Source organism: Planococcus liqunii (assembly GCF_030413595.1).
GTDB lineage: Bacteria > Bacillota > Bacilli > Bacillales_A > Planococcaceae > Planococcus > Planococcus liqunii.
This window is the reverse complement of record NZ_CP129238.1, coordinates 2,475,203-2,490,860: the sequence shown is the minus strand read 5'-3', so window position 1 is coordinate 2,490,860 and position 15,658 is coordinate 2,475,203. Positions and strand designations below refer to the sequence as shown.

Sequence of the window (15,658 nt, the reverse complement as noted above, 5' to 3'; positions counted from 1 at the left end):
AAATGGAAACAGTACTAGCGTTTATAATTATTTTCGGTGCTTTAGTATTTTTTCATGAATTTGGCCATTTTCTGTTTGCAAAACGTGCCGGCATCTTAGTGCGTGAGTTTGCAATCGGGATGGGCCCGAAAATTCTGGGCATTACGAAAGGCGAGACGATCTACACGCTGCGGCTATTGCCGATCGGCGGCTATGTCCGTATGGCCGGAGAAGACATGGATTCAATCCATCTGCAAGCAGGGCACCGCATCGGCGTGCTGTTGAATAAAGATGGAAAGGCTGCAAAAATTGTCATGAACCAGAAAACGATGTACCCGGACATTTTGCTGATGGAAGTGGAAGAAGCGGACCTGGAGAAGGAACTGTACATCAAGGGATATGACGAAGAAGACAAATTTGTCCGCATTGAAGTTGCACGTGATGCTGTAGTTGAAGAAAACGGCAGAGAAACGATTCTTGCTCCTTATGACCGCCAGTTTGATTCGAAAAGCCTTGGCCATCGTTTTATGACGATACTGGCTGGGCCGTTGTTCAATTTTATCCTTGCGTTCTTCATTTTTACCGCAATCGGATTGATGCAAGGCATCCCGACCAATGAACCGGTGATTACAGAAGTAACCGAAGACAGCCCGGCTGCTGAAGCCGGTTTGCAAAACGGGGATTTGGTGAAGGAAATTGATGGCAAGTCCATCGCTTCATGGAATGAGTTAGTGGAATCCGTTCAGGACAACGCCGGCAACCCGCTGCCTTTTGAAGTGGAACGCGGCGGCGAAACACTTGATTTCACCATCACACCGGAAGTGTCAGAAGAATCTCCTGAAAAAGTGGGTGTCATCGGTGTGCTTTACCGAAGCCCGCTCGAAAAGGATTTCTTGGGATCTTTCGCTTATGGTGCTGAACAAACCGTGTTCTGGTTCAAAGAAATCTTCCGTTTGCTCGGAATGCTGGTAACGGGCCAATTTACGATTGATGCATTATCCGGACCTGTAGGAATTTACAAAACGACTGAAGAAGTTGCAAAGTATGGCATTTTCACGTTGATGAACTGGGCAGGCATGCTGAGCATCAACTTGGGGATCATGAACTTATTGCCGCTTCCGGCACTTGATGGAGGCCGCTTGATGTTCTTCATTATTGAAGGCATCCGTGGAAAACCGGTCGACCGCCAAAAAGAAGGCATGGTCCATTTCGTCGGCATTATGCTGCTGATGCTGCTGATGATTGTGGTCACCTGGAACGATATCCAAAAATTCTTTTTTTGATTGAACAGCAGACAATTGCCCGCTAAGCCCCGACAAGCGCCGGAAGGCCTGGGGCCATTGCGGGCTTTGCTATTTTCATTAAGTATGAAGTAAACTTGTAAGACTAGGCGTTAGACTTAGAAAAGTAAAACCGCATTAAAAAAATTAAATAGTCAGTTGAGGTGCATTTTGGAATGAAACAAACAGCAACTTTTATCCCTACATTAAGAGAAACACCGGCGGATGCAGATGTTAAATCGCATCAGCTATTATTGCGGGCTGGATTTATCCGCCAAAATACGAGCGGTGTTTATTCGTTTCTGCCTTTAGGCAAACGCGTTCTGCAAAAAGTGGAAAATGTGATCCGCGAAGAAATGGAAGCAGTCAACAGTGTGGAAGTCTTCCTTCCGGCGCTGCAACAAGCAGAGCTTTGGCAAGAAACCGGCCGCTGGTATTCATACGGCGACGAATTGATGAGGCTGACCGACCGCAATAACCGTGAATTTGCTCTTGGAGCAACACATGAAGAAGTCATTACGAGCCTGCTTCGCGATGAGATCAAATCCTATAAGAAATTGCCGTTGAATTTATTCCAGATTCAGTCGAAATTCCGCGACGAAAAACGTCCGCGCTTCGGTTTGCTTCGCGGGCGTGAATTCTTGATGAAAGATGCATATTCGTTCCATGCAACGAAAGAAAGCTTGGATGACACATACAACGATATGATGCAGGCGTATACGAATATTTTCACACGTCTGGGATTAAACTTCCGCGCAGTCATCGCTGACTCAGGAGCTATTGGCGGAAAAGACAACCATGAATTTATGGTGCTTTCTGAAATTGGCGAAGACACAATTGCCTATTCCGACACGTCTTCCTATGCTGCAAATATTGAAATGGCAGCAGTGAACATGGAATATCCAAAATCGGATGAAGCGGTAAAAGAGCTGGAAAAAGTGGCAACGCCGGACCAGAAGACCATTGTGGATGTTGCAGCCTTCCTGAACACAACACCGGAACAATGCATCAAGACATTAGTATTTAAAGCGGACGAGGAATTGGTAGTGGTATTGTCCCGCGGCGACCACGAAATCAATGACGTCAAAGTGAAGCATGCAACAGGTGCGACAATCGTCGAGCTTGCTGAACCGGAAGAAGTGCAGCAGGCATTGGGCTGCGAAATCGGTTCTCTTGGGCCGGTGAAATTGCCGTCATCGATCAAGGTGTACGCAGATCATGCGGTACAATCAGTAGTCAACGGTGTCACAGGCGCGAACGAAGATGGCTTCCATTTCATCAACGTCAACCCTGAAAAAGATTTCTCTGTTGAATCTTATGCGGATCTTCGCTTTGTCCAAGAGGGAGATCCTTCTCCAGACGGTGAAGGCACCATCCAATTTGCCAAAGGCATCGAAGTCGGCCATATCTTCAAACTGGGTACGACTTACAGCGAGCCGATGAAAGCGACATTCCTGAACGACCAGGGCAGAGCGATGCCTTATATCATGGGCTGCTACGGCATTGGTGTATCACGTGTGATGGCGGCTGTTGCTGAACAGTTCCAGGACGACAATGGCTTTATCTGGCCGGACGCAATTGCGCCGTACGAAGTGCATATTTTGCCGGTCAATATGAAAGACGAAACGCAGCGCGAGCTTGGAGAAGATTTATATAAATTATTGAAATCTTACCGCTACGAAGTGCTGCTTGACGACCGCAATGAGCGTGCAGGCGTTAAATTCACGGATGCTGATTTGATCGGCTTGCCGGTCCGCATCACCGTCGGCAAAAAAGCTTCTGAAGGAATTTTGGAAGTGAAATACCGCCGCACTGGAGAAACATTTGAGTGGAAACGGGAAGAATTGCTCGATCACCTGCAGCAATTCTTTAAAAAATAATCGGCAAATCTGATATGATGGAGAGGAAAGTACAACTGTACTTTCCTTTCTTTATTCTTATTGAATTAATTTTTTATGAAGGGGATAGTTATGACAAACCAGCAAGATCCAAAGATGCGATTCAAGCTACTTCTTCAGCATCTCGACCTGACAGACGATGTACACATGCCTTTTTTCGAAGAGGCTGAACTGACACGGATGACGGTCCATAAAAAAGAGCGGACCTGGCGTTTTCTGATTAAAGTAAAACAAACTTTGCCGCTGAAATTATTTCTATTATTAAAAGAACGTTTGAATACAACTTTTGCGACCATTGCAAATGTGCAGCTTTCGATTGAAAGCGAAAGCACAACAGCAGACGGCGATCTGGTCATGGAATACTGGCGTTATGTAGTCGAAGAGTTTTCAGACATGGCCCCGCCTTTGCGCGACCAGCTGCTTTCACAAGTACCGGAATGGAACGGCAGCAAGCTGATGCTATGCTGCAGCCATGAACATGAAATGATGGCCTTGAAGTCGAAGTATACCGACAAATTGTCAGGTGCCTTCCAGCAATTCGGGTTTCCGCGTATAGCCATCGAGTTCCAGCTCGCTGAAGGCGACCAGGAAGCAGCTCATTTAGCCTTTATGGAACAGCGCCGCATCGAAGAAATAGAAATGGCATCCAAGGCGTTGGCGGACATGAAGAAACGGGAAACCGACCGCAAAGAAAACGGTGTGCCATCGGGACCATTCCAGATGGGTGTGGCTATCAAGCCGGATGAGAAAATTGTGGAGATCAAATCGATTGTCGATGAAGAACGCAGAGTGACAATCGAAGGCTTTGTCTTCGACGTGGAAGTCCGCGAGCTTCGGAGCGGACGTTCGCTGCTGACCGTGAAAATGACAGACTATACCGATTCGATTTTAGTGAAGATGTTCTCACGCGACAAAGAAGACGCAGAATTGATGGGCAGCCTGAAAAAAGGCATGTGGCTGAAAGCGCGCGGTTCCATTCAAACCGATACCTTTGTGCGTGATTTGGTGATGATGGCGCAGGATATGGTGGAAATCAATCCCCAGCTCCGCAAGGATACTGCAGAAGAAAAACGGGTGGAATTGCATCTGCATACGCCAATGAGCGCAATGGACGCTGTTTCGTCTGTTGATTCCCTGGTGTCGCAAGCTGCCAAATGGGGACACCCGGCCATTGCGATCACGGACCATGCCGGCGTGCAATCTTTTCCGGATGCTTATGCTGCCAGCAAGAAATACGGCATTAAGGCGATATTTGGGCTGGAAGCGAACTTGGTGGACGACGGCGTGCCGATCGCCTACGAAGAGCGCCATGCGTTGCTTGAAGAAGAAACATTTGTCGTATTTGACTTGGAAACGACCGGACTGTCGGCCGTTTACGATACCATTATCGAACTTGCCGCTGTCAAAATCAAAGGCGGCCAGATTGTCGATAAATTTGAAAGCTTTGCCAATCCGCATCACGATTTGTCCGCAACGACTATAGAACTGACGGGCATCACAGATGACATGGTGAAAAATGCGCCGGAAGTGGAAGAAGTCATCCGCAAGTACCATGAATGGGCAGGCGACCATATCATGGTTGCGCATAACGCATCATTCGATATGGGCTTTTTATACGTGTCTTATAAAAAATACGGCATTGACATGAAGCATGCCACGATCGATACATTGGAACTGGCCCGTATGCTGCATCCGGAATTGAAAAACCACCGGTTGAATACGCTCGCGAAAAAATTCGGCATCGAATTGACCCAGCATCACCGGGCCATTTACGATACGGAAGCCACTTCGTATTTGCTGACGCATTTGCTGAAAGAAGCACACGAAAAAGGCATCCTTTACCATGACCAGCTGAATGATTATGTCGGCGCTGGTGATGCTTACAAACGTTCACGCCCGACCCATTGCACTTTGCTAGCGCAAAATGAGGAGGGGCTGAAGAATCTGTTCAAACTGGTTTCTGCTTCGCATATCGATTATTTCTACCGGGTGCCGCGTATTCCGCGCTCGCTGCTGCAGCGCCACCGAAAAGGGCTGCTTGTCGGCTCGGGCTGCGACAAAGGGGAAGTATTCGAAGCGGTGATGCAAAAATCGATGGAAGAAGTCGAACAGACGGCCAAGTTCTATGATTATTTAGAAGTCCATCCAAAAGAAGTGTACTCCCATTTGATTGAAAAAGAATTGATCCGCGATGAATGGAATCTGGAAGACGTCATGCGCAAGCTGGTGAAAGTCAGCCGCAAACTGGAATTGCCACTGGTGGCAACCGGGAACGTCCATTACCTGGACGAAAACGACGCTATTTTCCGGCAAGTGCTGATCGGTTCCCAAGGCGGCGCCAATCCGCTGAACCGCCAGAAATTGCCGAAAGTCCATTTCCGGACGACCGATGAAATGCTGGAAGCCTTCGATTTCCTTGGAGCCGAGACGGCGAAGGAAATCGTAGTCACCAACTCCAATAAAATAGCGGATATGATTGAAACGGTAAAACCGATCAAAGATGATCTGTATACACCGAAAATTGAAGGTGCGGACGAAGAGGTACGGGAATTGAGCTACGATATGGCCCATAAAATCTATGGTCCGGATTTGCCGGAAATCGTCGAAGCCCGCATCGAAAAAGAATTGAAATCGATTATCGGCCACGGTTTCGCTGTAATTTACCTCATTTCGCATAAACTGGTGAAGAAATCGCTCGACGACGGCTATCTTGTAGGTTCGCGGGGATCGGTTGGTTCTTCACTGGTTGCGACATTGACGGAAATTACGGAAGTCAACCCATTGCCGCCGCATTATATTTGCACGAAATGCAAAAAATCCGAGTTTTTCGATGACGGGTCTGTCGGGTCGGGATTCGATTTGCCGGACAAAAACTGTCCGGATTGCGACATTCCTTTCCAAAAAGAAGGGCAGGATATCCCGTTTGAAACTTTCCTCGGCTTTAAAGGGGATAAAGTTCCCGATATCGATTTGAACTTCAGTGGTGACTATCAGGCAAGAGCCCACAACTACACGAAGGAATTGTTCGGGGAAGACAATGTATTCCGTGCCGGCACCATCGGAACGGTAGCGGAAAAAACAGCGTACGGCTATGTCCGGGGTTATGCCAATGACCACAATTTAGCGTTCAGAGGCGCGGAAATTGACCGGCTTGTCCAAGGCTGCTCCGGCGTTAAGCGAAGCACAGGGCAGCATCCGGGCGGAATTATCGTTGTTCCAGACTATATGGATATTTATGATTTCTCGCCGATCCAGTTTCCGGCAGATGCCCAGGATTCGGAATGGAAAACGACGCATTTTGACTTCCATTCGATTCACGATAACTTATTGAAACTTGATATACTTGGACACGATGATCCAACGGTGATCCGGATGCTGCAGGATTTATCCGGCATTGATCCGAAAACGATTCCGACGGATGATCCGGAAGTGATGAAAATCTTTTCCGGCGTAGAGTCTCTTGGCGTTACGGAGAAACAGATCGGCTGTAAAACCGGAACGTACGGCATTCCGGAGTTTGGGACGCGTTTTGTGCGCCAGATGCTCGAAGAAACAAAACCGACGACGTTTTCCGAGCTCGTCCAGATTTCCGGGCTTTCCCACGGAACGGATGTATGGCTCAGCAATGCCCAGGAATTGATTCAAAACGGAACATGCCAATTGTCCGATGTAATCGGATGCCGGGATGACATCATGGTTTACCTGATTTACCAGGGGCTTGAATCTTCATTGGCGTTCAAGATCATGGAATCGGTCCGTAAAGGGAAAGGGCTGACTCCGGAAATGGAAGAAGCGATGAAAAAAGAAGGGGTCCCGAACTGGTATATTGAATCGTGCAAAAAGATCAAATACATGTTCCCGAAAGCCCACGCCGCCGCTTATGTGTTGATGGCTGTGCGCATCGCCTATTTCAAGGTGCACTTCCCGATCCTTTACTACGCAGCGTACTTTACGGTACGGGCAGAAGATTTCGATGTCAACGCAATGGCCAAAGGTTCGCAGTCCATCCGTGCAAAAATCGATGAAATCAATGCCAAAGGGCTTGAAGCTTCGACGAAAGAAAAGAACTTGCTGACGGTTATGGAATTGGCACTTGAAATGGTTGAACGCGGCTATACATTCCAGAAAGTCGATTTGTATAAATCGTCTGCCGATCAGTTCATCATCGATGGCAAAACGCTGATTCCGCCGTTTAATGCGATTCCGGGACTCGGGACGAACGCCGCCAAATCGATTGTTGCTGCCCGCGAACTAGGAACGTTCTTGTCGAAAGAGGACTTGCAGCAGCGGGGGCGCGTTTCAAAGACCATCATCGAATACATGGACGACCATGGCTGCTTAGAAGGCATGCCGGATGCCAATCAGCTTTCGCTGTTCTAGTAAGTTGCACGGCGCTGGGGATTATGGTATTATTGTAATAACATTTACTGATAGCTCTGTCGCAGAAGAGTGGGATTTCCCGCTCTTTTCTGTTGTTATGGCATAAAGTGAAACTTTACACAGTGGATATTTTGACCCGCCACTGCGTGTGGGTTCAACCAATCAAACTTTTACCGTCAGTTAATCTCCCACATGCCAATGCTGGGGGATTTACTGGCTGTTAAAGTGGGATAAAAACCGCGGGAGGCATATATGAGCAAAATTACAGAACAAATTGAACAACTTGCTTTGCCCATCACAGAAGAACTTCAATTGGAACTTGTGGATGTGGAATTTTTAAAAGAGGGGCGCAGCTGGTTTTTGCGCGTCTATGTCGACAATCCGGCAGCACCGATCGACATCGATCAATGCGCGCTGGTCAGTGAAAAGCTGAGCGAGATTCTGGATAAGCTGGATCCGATTGAGCAAAACTATTTCTTGGAAGTTTCTTCACCTGGTGCAGAACGTCCATTGAAAAAAGAACAAGATTTCGAAAAAGCGCTCGGCAAGTTCATTTACATTAAAACGTATGAACCCGTTGAAAACGCAAAAGAATTCGAAGGTTACCTGTTGTCTTATACCGATGAAGAAGTTGAAATTGAAGTTAAAATCAAAACACGCAGAAAGAAAATTGTCATTGAACGGAAAAAGATCGCTGTTATCCGTTTAGCCATTGATTTTTCTGCAAAACTTGATTGAAGAACATGGGAGTGAATAAGAAGATGAGCAATGAGTTATTGGATGCATTGGATGCTTTAGAAAAGCAAAAAGGGATTTCAAGAGATGTTTTGATTGAAGCGATTGAAGCAGCGCTAGTTACAGCTTACAAACGCAACTTCAACCAGGCGCAGAACGTGCGAGTGGACTTGAATTTGAATACAGGGACGATGCTGGTCTATTCACGCAAAGACGTCGTCGAAGAAGTGGAAGACGAGCGTTTGCAAATTTCGCTGGAAGATGCGAAAGCAATCAATCCGGCATACGAACTGGCGGACATCGTAGAAGAAGAGGTAACTCCTCGGAACTTCGGACGCATTGCTGCCCAAACTGCGAAGCAAGTGGTAACGCAGCGTGTGCGCGAAGCAGAGCGCGGATTGATTTTCGAAGAATTTGTGGACCGTGCTGATGATATCGTCAACGGCATCGTTGAACGCATGGATGCCCGCAACCTATATGTAGGCCTTGGAAAAGTGGAAGCAGTGCTTCCACAGACTGAGCAAATGCCGAATGAATCCTACCAGCCGCATGACCGCATCAAAGTGTATATCACAAAAGTGGAGCGCACAACGCGCGGGCCTCAGGTATTTGTATCCCGTACGCACCCTGGATTGCTTCGCCGCTTGTTTGAAAACGAAGTTCCTGAGATTTTCGAAGGAATCGTTGAAATCAAATCAATTGCACGTGAAGCTGGAGACCGTTCGAAGATTTCTGTCGTTGCACACCGCGACGATATTGACCCGGTCGGCTCATGTGTTGGAGCAAAAGGCGCACGCGTTCAGACAATCGTCAACGAATTGAACGGCGAGAAAATTGATATCGTTGAATGGTCCGAAGAACCGGTAGTGTTTGTCGCAAATGCGCTTAGCCCTTCAAAAGTTCTGGACGTCCAAGTCAACGAAGCCGAAAAATCGACAACCGTTGTGGTACCGGATTATCAATTGTCATTGGCAATCGGTAAACGCGGACAAAACGCGCGTCTTGCTGCAAAACTGACAGGCTGGAAAATCGATATCAAGAGCGAAACGGATGCCCGTGAACTTGGGATTTACCCAAATGAAAATTCAACAATCGAACTGGTTGAGTCCGGTGAAGAGCTTGACGATTTTGATTTTTATGAGGAAAAAGAATAACGTAGAGAAGGTGATGTCCGTTGGCTCTGCAAAAGAAAATTCCATTGCGTAAATGCGTCGCCACTGGCGAGATGCATCCTAAAAAAGAAATGATCCGTGTAGTCCGGACAAAAGAAGGCGAAGTGTTTGTCGATTTGACTGGCAAAAAGTCAGGCCGCGGCGCTTATGTCTCCAAATCGGAGGACGCCATTGAACTGGCGCGGAAAAAGAAAGTTTTGGACAATCAATTGGAAGTTAAAGTTCCGGCTGAAATTTACGACGAATTAACGCGCGTAGTCCTAAGAGAGCAGTTGAAGAAGTAATGAACACTGAACAACTAAAGACCAAAGAGAAATTCCTGCAAATTTTAGGATTGGCTACCCGAGCCCGGATGACGACCTCCGGAGAAGGCATGGCAGTGGCTGAAGTGCGGAGTGGCAATGCAAAATTGGTCATATTGTCAGAAGATGCATCAGAGAATACCAGCAAGAAAGTGCATGATAAATGCAAATCGTACAATGTTGATCTCCAAGTATTCGGAACGCGTTTTGAACTTGGACATGCAATAGGCAAAGCAGAGCGTGTAGTAGTAGCAATCACCGATCAAGGGTTTGCAAAAAAACTAGCGAGTTTGCTTGAAGAAATTAACCGGGGGTGAGCAGATGACCAAAATTCGAGTACATGAATACGCTAAAAAAGTAGATAAGCCAAGCAAAGAGATTATTGACCAGTTATCAAAGCTTAACATTGAAGTGGCCAACCATATGGCGACATTGGAAGACAATGCTGTAACAAAATTGGACGGCATTTACAAAAAACCTGCTGCAGGACGTACACAAGCACGCCAACAGCACCAGGCACAAAACCGTCCATCAGGTCAGGGGCAGTCCCGTCCACAAAACAGTGGCCAAGGGTCATCACGCCCAGCAGGACAGGGACAATCCCGTCCGCAAAACAGCGGACAAGGGCAATCGCGTCCAGCAGGACAAGGCCAGTCTCGTCCACAGAGCAGCGGACAAGGCCAGAACCGTCCGGCAGGAGCAAAAGGATCGAACTTTACGCCTAAAGCAGCAAAACCGACTGCAGGTCCAGGACAGCGCAACAACCGTCCGGGCGGCGGCGGAGGCCGCGGAGGCCAAAACCGCAATCGCAAAGGCAGACAACAGCAGCCAGTGAACCCGCTGCCGCCAATGCCAAAACGCGAGAAAGAATTGCCGGCTAAAATTACATTCAGCGAGTCTTTGACTGTAGCGGAACTGGCAAAAAAATTAGGGCGCGAGCCGTCTGAAATCATCAAAAAATTATTTATGCTTGGTGTAATGGCTACTATCAACCAAGAATTGGATAAAGACGCAATTGAATTGATTTGTGCGGAATACGAAGTGGAAGTGGAAGAAGAAATCCTGGTGGATAAAACCGACCTGGAAGTCTACTTCGAGCCGGAAGACGAAACACTTCAAGAAGAGCGTCCACCTGTTGTTACGATCATGGGACACGTTGACCATGGTAAAACAACTTTGCTTGATTCGATCCGCAACACGAAAGTGACTGCCGGAGAAGCAGGCGGAATTACGCAGCATATCGGTGCTTACCAAGTAGATGAAAATGGCAAAAAAATCACATTCCTAGATACACCGGGACACGCGGCGTTTACAACAATGCGTGCACGCGGAGCTAAAGTGACGGATCTTGCCATTATCGTTGTAGCTGCTGATGACGGCGTTATGCCGCAGACAGTAGAAGCGATCAACCATGCCAAAGCTGCTGAAGTGCCAATCATCATTGCGGTCAACAAAATGGATAAGCCAAGTGCCAATCCTGACCGCGTCATGCAGGAACTTACAGAACATGGCCTTGTGCCGGAAGCTTGGGGCGGCGAAACGATTTTCGTGCCGATCTCTGCTTTGAAAGGCGAAGGCATCGACGCTTTGCTTGAAATGATTTTGCTTGTTTCGGAAGTAGGCGAGTTGAAAGCCAACCCGGCGCGCCGTGCAATTGGTACGGTTATTGAAGCCGAACTTGATAAAGGCCGCGGTTCGGTAGCTACTTTGCTTGTACAAGATGGTACGTTGCACGTTGGAGATCCGATTGTTGTCGGGAATACATTTGGCCGTGTGCGTGCGATGGTCAATGACCTTGGCCGCCGTGTGAAAGATGCAGGCCCGTCGACTCCGGTTGAAATTACAGGATTGAATGATGTCCCGCAAGCCGGTGACCGTTTTGTCGTATTTGAAGATGAGAAAACAGCTCGCCAAGTCGGGGAAACCCGTGCAACTTCAGCGCTTCAAGTACAGCGTTCTGAAAAAACACGCGTCACGCTTGATAATTTGTTTGACCAGTTGAAACAAGGGGAAATGAAAGAATTGAACCTGATTGTTAAGGCTGACGTTCAAGGTGCAGTTGAAGCAATGGCGGCTTCATTGATGAAAATCGATGTAGAAGGCGTCAATGTGAAAATCATTCACACGGGAGCCGGTGCCATTACTGAATCCGATATTTCCCTAGCGGCTGCATCGAATGCCATCGTCATCGGTTTCAACGTCCGTCCTGATGTTAATGCGAAACGCGCTGCAGAAGCAGAAGGCGTCGATATTCGTTTGCACCGCATCATCTACAAAGTAATCGAAGAGATTGAATTTGCGATGAAAGGGTTATTGGATCCTGAATTCGAAGAAAAAATCATCGGGCAGGCTGAAGTGCGCAGCACGTTCAAGGTATCCAAAGTGGGCACGATTGCCGGAAGTTATGTAGTGGAAGGCAAAATCACTCGAGACAGTGGTGTGCGCATTATCCGTGAAGGCATCGTGGTATTCGAAGGCGAACTTGATACGCTGAAACGTTTTAAAGATGATGCAAAAGAAGTTGCCAAAGGATACGAATGCGGTATCACGATTAAAAACTTTAACGACATCAAAGAAGGCGATGTTATTGAAGCATTCGTTATGGAAGAAATCGAACGCAAATGATCGTATATATGGAATGTGAATTCTTCATTCCGGTTGCGCATTCATTGAAAGAAAAACGGTCAGTATTAAAAAGCATGCTGACCCGAACCAAACAGAAATTCAACGTTTCAGCTGCGGAAGTTGATCACCAGAATGTATGGCAACGGACCCGCATCGCCTTTGTTACCGTTTCTTCCTCAAAAGAGATGGCGGATAAGGAAATGGCGCAAGTATTGCAATACTTGGAAAGCAACCCCGCCTGGGAATGCCTTGAAGTTCAACAAGAATATTTGTAAGAACGAGGTGAATATACAATGACGATGCGTTCAAATCGTGTAGGCGAGCAAATGAAGAAAGAACTTAGCGAAATCATCAGCCGCAAACTGAAAGATCCAAGAATCGGCTTTGTCACTGTGACAGATGTCGAAGTAACAGGCGATCTTCAGCAGGCTACTGTCTACATCAGTGTGCTGGGTGATGAAAAAGTGAAAGAACAGACTTTGCTCGGGTTGTCGAAGTCAAAAGGGTTTATCCGTTCCGAAATCGGACAACGGATCCGTTTGCGCAAGACGCCGGAATTGTCGTTTGAATTTGATTCATCTATCGCATACGGTAATCGAATTGATTCATTACTCCGTGACATTCAAGAACCAAAAGAAAACCAGTAAAAAATGCTTCGCCCAGGACATTTTAGGCTGGCGTGAAGCATTGGTTAAACTGGAGCCTGCTAATTTCATGATTAGCAGGCTTTTTTTATACATATTAAGCAAGGGGCTGAAGCAAATGGCAATGAATGGTGTGCTGCCTTTATGGAAAGAAAAAGGGATGACTTCCCATGATTGTGTATTCAAACTGAGAAAAATTCTGAAAACCAAAAAAGTCGGCCATACCGGTACACTTGATCCGGACGTGGACGGCGTGCTGCCGATCTGCATCGGAACAGCGACCAAAGTGGCGGAATACATTACAGACCAAGGCAAGACCTATGAAGCTGAAGTGACCATTGGCTATTCTACTGAAACGGAAGACGCGAGCGGTGCAATTGTTGATGCCGATGAGTCCGAGAAACACCTGAATAGAAATGATCTGATGGAAGCGCTCGAAAGCTTTACGGGTGAAATCAAACAAATCCCGCCGATGTATTCGGCAGTAAAAGTAAATGGGAAAAAGTTGTATGAGTATGCCCGCCAAGGCATTCAAGTGGAACGCCCTGAGCGCATCGTGCGGATCGATTCGATTGAACTGCTGGATGAACAAGCGGAATGGAGCGGCAAAGAGCTGAAATTCTCCATCCGTATTAAGTGTGGAAAAGGAACTTACATCCGGACATTAGCCGTCCAAATCGGCGAAGCGCTCGGCTATCCTGCGCATATGTCGAAATTGACGCGGACCGAATCAGGGAAATTTACGGCAAAAGACTGCGTAACACTTGCCGAAGTGGCCGAACTTGCTCAAAATGGAGATATCAGCTCTGTTTTAAAGCCGCTTAGCTACGGGTTAAGCAATTTTCCGTTTGCCGAAATTGATCAGAAAGACATCTTTGCCATCAAGAATGGCCAAGTTCTGGATAAGCACCCATTGCTGGAGGCGGAGAACTTTCTCGTATTGACGGTCGATGGACAGCCATTGGCGCTTTATAAAAAGCATCCTGAGCGAGCGGATAAAATGAAGCCTGAAAAAATGTTCGGAATCCCGAGTATCGACGAGGTGTAATATGGAAATCATTCATTTAAGCTACCCCAACCACATCAAACCGGAAAAAGAGCTTGGGCCCATTTCCTTGGCGCTCGGTTTTTTTGACGGTGTACATAAAGGGCATCAGCGGGTCATCGGTGAAGCGATCGCTCAAGCGGAAAAACGCCAAGTGAAATCCGCTGTTATGACATTCGATCCTCATCCGTCTCTTGTGCTTGGCGGAAGAAAAGAAGAGGTTTTTTACATTACGCCGATGCAGCAGAAATTGGAGATTCTGGAAAGCATGGGGCTGGATGTTTGTTTTGTGGTCCGTTTCACTTCTGATTTTGCCCAGTTGACGCCGGAGCAGTTTATTGAAACGTTTATTAAAGAATTGAACGTTGTTCACGTTGCTGCTGGATTTGATTTTTCCTTCGGCTCCAAAGGAAAAGGCAATATGAAGGTGATGGAAGAAGCCGGCCAAGGCCAATTCAGTGTGACCACGATTGAAAAGCAAGTCGACTCAGCAGAGAAAATCAGTTCAACGCGAATCCGCAGTTTGTTGAAAAGCGGAGATGTGGGGGAAGTTTGCCGTCTGTTGAACCGGCCATTCCGGATTTCGGGAACTGTCGTAAACGGCGACAAGCGGGGCAGAACAATCGGTTTTCCAACGGCCAACGTTGAACCGGAAATCGGATCGTACGTGCCGGGCCGCGGCGTTTATGCAGTAAGGATCTGGGTGCAGGGAATCGAATATAACGGTGTCTGCAATGTCGGTTACAAACCGACGTTCAACAATCCGGATGTGAAAAAGCAGACGGTGGAAGTCTACATTCTGGAATTCGACAAAACGATCTACGGCGAAATGGTGGATGTGGATTGGTACCGGCGAATCCGGGATGAACAGAAATTTTCCGGCATTGACGAACTGAAAATGCAGATTCAGCGGGACAAGGAAACAGCAATCCAGTTTTTCAAAAGCTTAAACTAAGGTGGTTGGTTGATTTTGAAAAGCTGTTATGCTATGATTTAAAAGTACTAAAAGTACGAACCATTGCTTGGCAAATCGATTCACCAACGGTTGCTCGGTAATAGGGGATATTAGAAATTAGGAGGTGGAACAGTATGGCAATCACTCAAGAACGTAAAAATGAATTGATCAATGAATACAAAGTGCATGACACAGATACTGGGTCTGCAGATATTCAAATCGCCATTCTTACAGAAGACATCAACAACTTAAATGAGCACTTGCGTACTCATAAAAAAGATCACCACTCACGTCGTGGTCTATTCAAAATGGTTGGACGCCGTCGTAACTTGCTGAAATACTTGCGCGAAAACGATGTACAACGTTACCGCGAGTTAATCGCAAAACTTGGCCTACGCCGATAATAGCAATTAGTAAAAGCGGGATTCGTCCCGCTTTTTCTTTATGGATAAAAATTAAAACATTCAATCGCACAGTGATTGCTTTTTTGATACACTACTATTGGATACATAAAGAGAAACTTTAATCAGTAGGAAGTTTCTTTATTCCCGCTGATTACGAGTTGATCCAATTGGGCTTTTATGGCCACTGGATCTCCCGCGGGAGTCCTGCTGGCCGTGAAAGCGGGATAAAGAGAATGATG

13 protein-coding genes are annotated in these 15,658 nt (G+C 46.9%); all 13 read left to right on the top strand.

Going from position 1 to position 15,658, the window contains the following annotated elements; translation table 11 throughout:
* The first annotated feature begins 2 nt into the window (after window positions 1-2).
* The 13 genes from rseP to rpsO all read left to right on the top strand — a co-directional run bounded on the left by rseP (window position 3) and on the right by rpsO (window position 15,419).
* Window positions 3-1,262, top strand: coding sequence for an RIP metalloprotease RseP (gene rseP, locus QWY22_RS12605; RefSeq protein ID WP_300981208.1), 1,260 nt, complete (start codon window positions 3-5; stop codon window positions 1,260-1,262).
* A gap of 173 nt (window positions 1,263-1,435) precedes the next feature.
* Complete coding sequence (locus QWY22_RS12600) at window positions 1,436-3,139, top strand: proline--tRNA ligase (RefSeq protein ID WP_300981207.1); 1,704 nt, start codon at window positions 1,436-1,438, stop codon at window positions 3,137-3,139.
* A 90-nt stretch (window positions 3,140-3,229) separates the two neighbouring features.
* Window positions 3,230-7,537, top strand: a complete 4,308-nt coding sequence (locus QWY22_RS12595) for a PolC-type DNA polymerase III (RefSeq protein WP_300981206.1) — start codon at window positions 3,230-3,232, stop codon at window positions 7,535-7,537.
* Between the two features lie 252 nt (window positions 7,538-7,789).
* On the top strand, window positions 7,790-8,275 hold the full coding sequence (gene rimP / locus QWY22_RS12590) for a ribosome maturation factor RimP (RefSeq protein ID WP_036806649.1): 486 nt from the start codon (window positions 7,790-7,792) through the stop codon (window positions 8,273-8,275).
* Between the two features lie 23 nt (window positions 8,276-8,298).
* Complete coding sequence (gene nusA / locus QWY22_RS12585) at window positions 8,299-9,426, top strand: transcription termination factor NusA (protein WP_300981205.1); 1,128 nt, start codon at window positions 8,299-8,301, stop codon at window positions 9,424-9,426.
* Window positions 9,427-9,446: 20 nt separating this feature from the next.
* Complete coding sequence (gene rnpM / locus QWY22_RS12580; protein WP_224074888.1) at window positions 9,447-9,728, top strand: RNase P modulator RnpM; 282 nt, start codon at window positions 9,447-9,449, stop codon at window positions 9,726-9,728.
* Window positions 9,728-10,063 carry a YlxQ family RNA-binding protein gene (locus QWY22_RS12575; RefSeq protein ID WP_300981204.1) on the top strand — a complete coding sequence of 112 codons (336 nt, stop codon included), beginning with the start codon at window positions 9,728-9,730 and terminating at the stop codon, window positions 10,061-10,063. The genes rnpM and QWY22_RS12575 overlap by 1 nt, the downstream gene beginning before the upstream one ends.
* 4 nt (window positions 10,064-10,067) lie before the next feature.
* The gene (gene infB, locus QWY22_RS12570) at window positions 10,068-12,371 is read left to right on the top strand and encodes a translation initiation factor IF-2 (RefSeq protein WP_300981203.1); all 2,304 of its coding nucleotides are present in this window, start codon (window positions 10,068-10,070) and stop codon (window positions 12,369-12,371) included.
* Complete coding sequence (locus QWY22_RS12565) at window positions 12,368-12,646, top strand: DUF503 domain-containing protein (protein WP_036806634.1); 279 nt, start codon at window positions 12,368-12,370, stop codon at window positions 12,644-12,646. The genes infB and QWY22_RS12565 overlap by 4 nt, the downstream gene beginning before the upstream one ends.
* An 18-nt stretch (window positions 12,647-12,664) precedes the next feature.
* On the top strand, window positions 12,665-13,018 hold the full coding sequence (rbfA, locus tag QWY22_RS12560; RefSeq protein ID WP_036806631.1) for a 30S ribosome-binding factor RbfA: 354 nt from the start codon (window positions 12,665-12,667) through the stop codon (window positions 13,016-13,018).
* Between the two features lie 115 nt (window positions 13,019-13,133).
* Complete coding sequence (gene truB, locus QWY22_RS12555) at window positions 13,134-14,063, top strand: tRNA pseudouridine(55) synthase TruB (protein WP_300981202.1); 930 nt, start codon at window positions 13,134-13,136, stop codon at window positions 14,061-14,063.
* 1 nt (window position 14,064) lies between these two features.
* Window positions 14,065-15,015 carry a bifunctional riboflavin kinase/FAD synthetase gene (locus QWY22_RS12550; protein WP_300981201.1) on the top strand — a complete coding sequence of 317 codons (951 nt, stop codon included), beginning with the start codon at window positions 14,065-14,067 and terminating at the stop codon, window positions 15,013-15,015.
* Between the two features lie 134 nt (window positions 15,016-15,149).
* Complete coding sequence (gene rpsO, locus QWY22_RS12545; protein WP_036806625.1) at window positions 15,150-15,419, top strand: 30S ribosomal protein S15; 270 nt, start codon at window positions 15,150-15,152, stop codon at window positions 15,417-15,419.
* The last annotated feature ends 239 nt before the right edge of the window (window positions 15,420-15,658 follow it).

Bases quoted from the DNA above. Each gene is read 5' to 3' on its own strand.
- rbfA (WP_036806631.1), top strand. From the start codon at position 12,665: ATGACGATGCGTTCAAATCGTGTAGGCGAGCAAATGAAGAAAGAACTT.
- rseP (WP_300981208.1), top strand. From the start codon at position 3: ATGGAAACAGTACTAGCGTTTATAATTATTTTCGGTGCTTTAGTATTT.
- infB (WP_300981203.1), top strand. From the start codon at position 10,068: ATGACCAAAATTCGAGTACATGAATACGCTAAAAAAGTAGATAAGCCA.
- QWY22_RS12565 (WP_036806634.1), top strand. From the start codon at position 12,368: ATGATCGTATATATGGAATGTGAATTCTTCATTCCGGTTGCGCATTCA.
- QWY22_RS12575 (WP_300981204.1), top strand. From the start codon at position 9,728: ATGAACACTGAACAACTAAAGACCAAAGAGAAATTCCTGCAAATTTTA.
- nusA (WP_300981205.1), top strand. From the start codon at position 8,299: ATGAGCAATGAGTTATTGGATGCATTGGATGCTTTAGAAAAGCAAAAA.
- truB (WP_300981202.1), top strand. From the start codon at position 13,134: ATGGCAATGAATGGTGTGCTGCCTTTATGGAAAGAAAAAGGGATGACT.
- QWY22_RS12600 (WP_300981207.1), top strand. From the start codon at position 1,436: ATGAAACAAACAGCAACTTTTATCCCTACATTAAGAGAAACACCGGCG.
- rimP (WP_036806649.1), top strand. From the start codon at position 7,790: ATGAGCAAAATTACAGAACAAATTGAACAACTTGCTTTGCCCATCACA.
- QWY22_RS12595 (WP_300981206.1), top strand. From the start codon at position 3,230: ATGACAAACCAGCAAGATCCAAAGATGCGATTCAAGCTACTTCTTCAG.
- rpsO (WP_036806625.1), top strand. From the start codon at position 15,150: ATGGCAATCACTCAAGAACGTAAAAATGAATTGATCAATGAATACAAA.
- QWY22_RS12550 (WP_300981201.1), top strand. From the start codon at position 14,065: ATGGAAATCATTCATTTAAGCTACCCCAACCACATCAAACCGGAAAAA.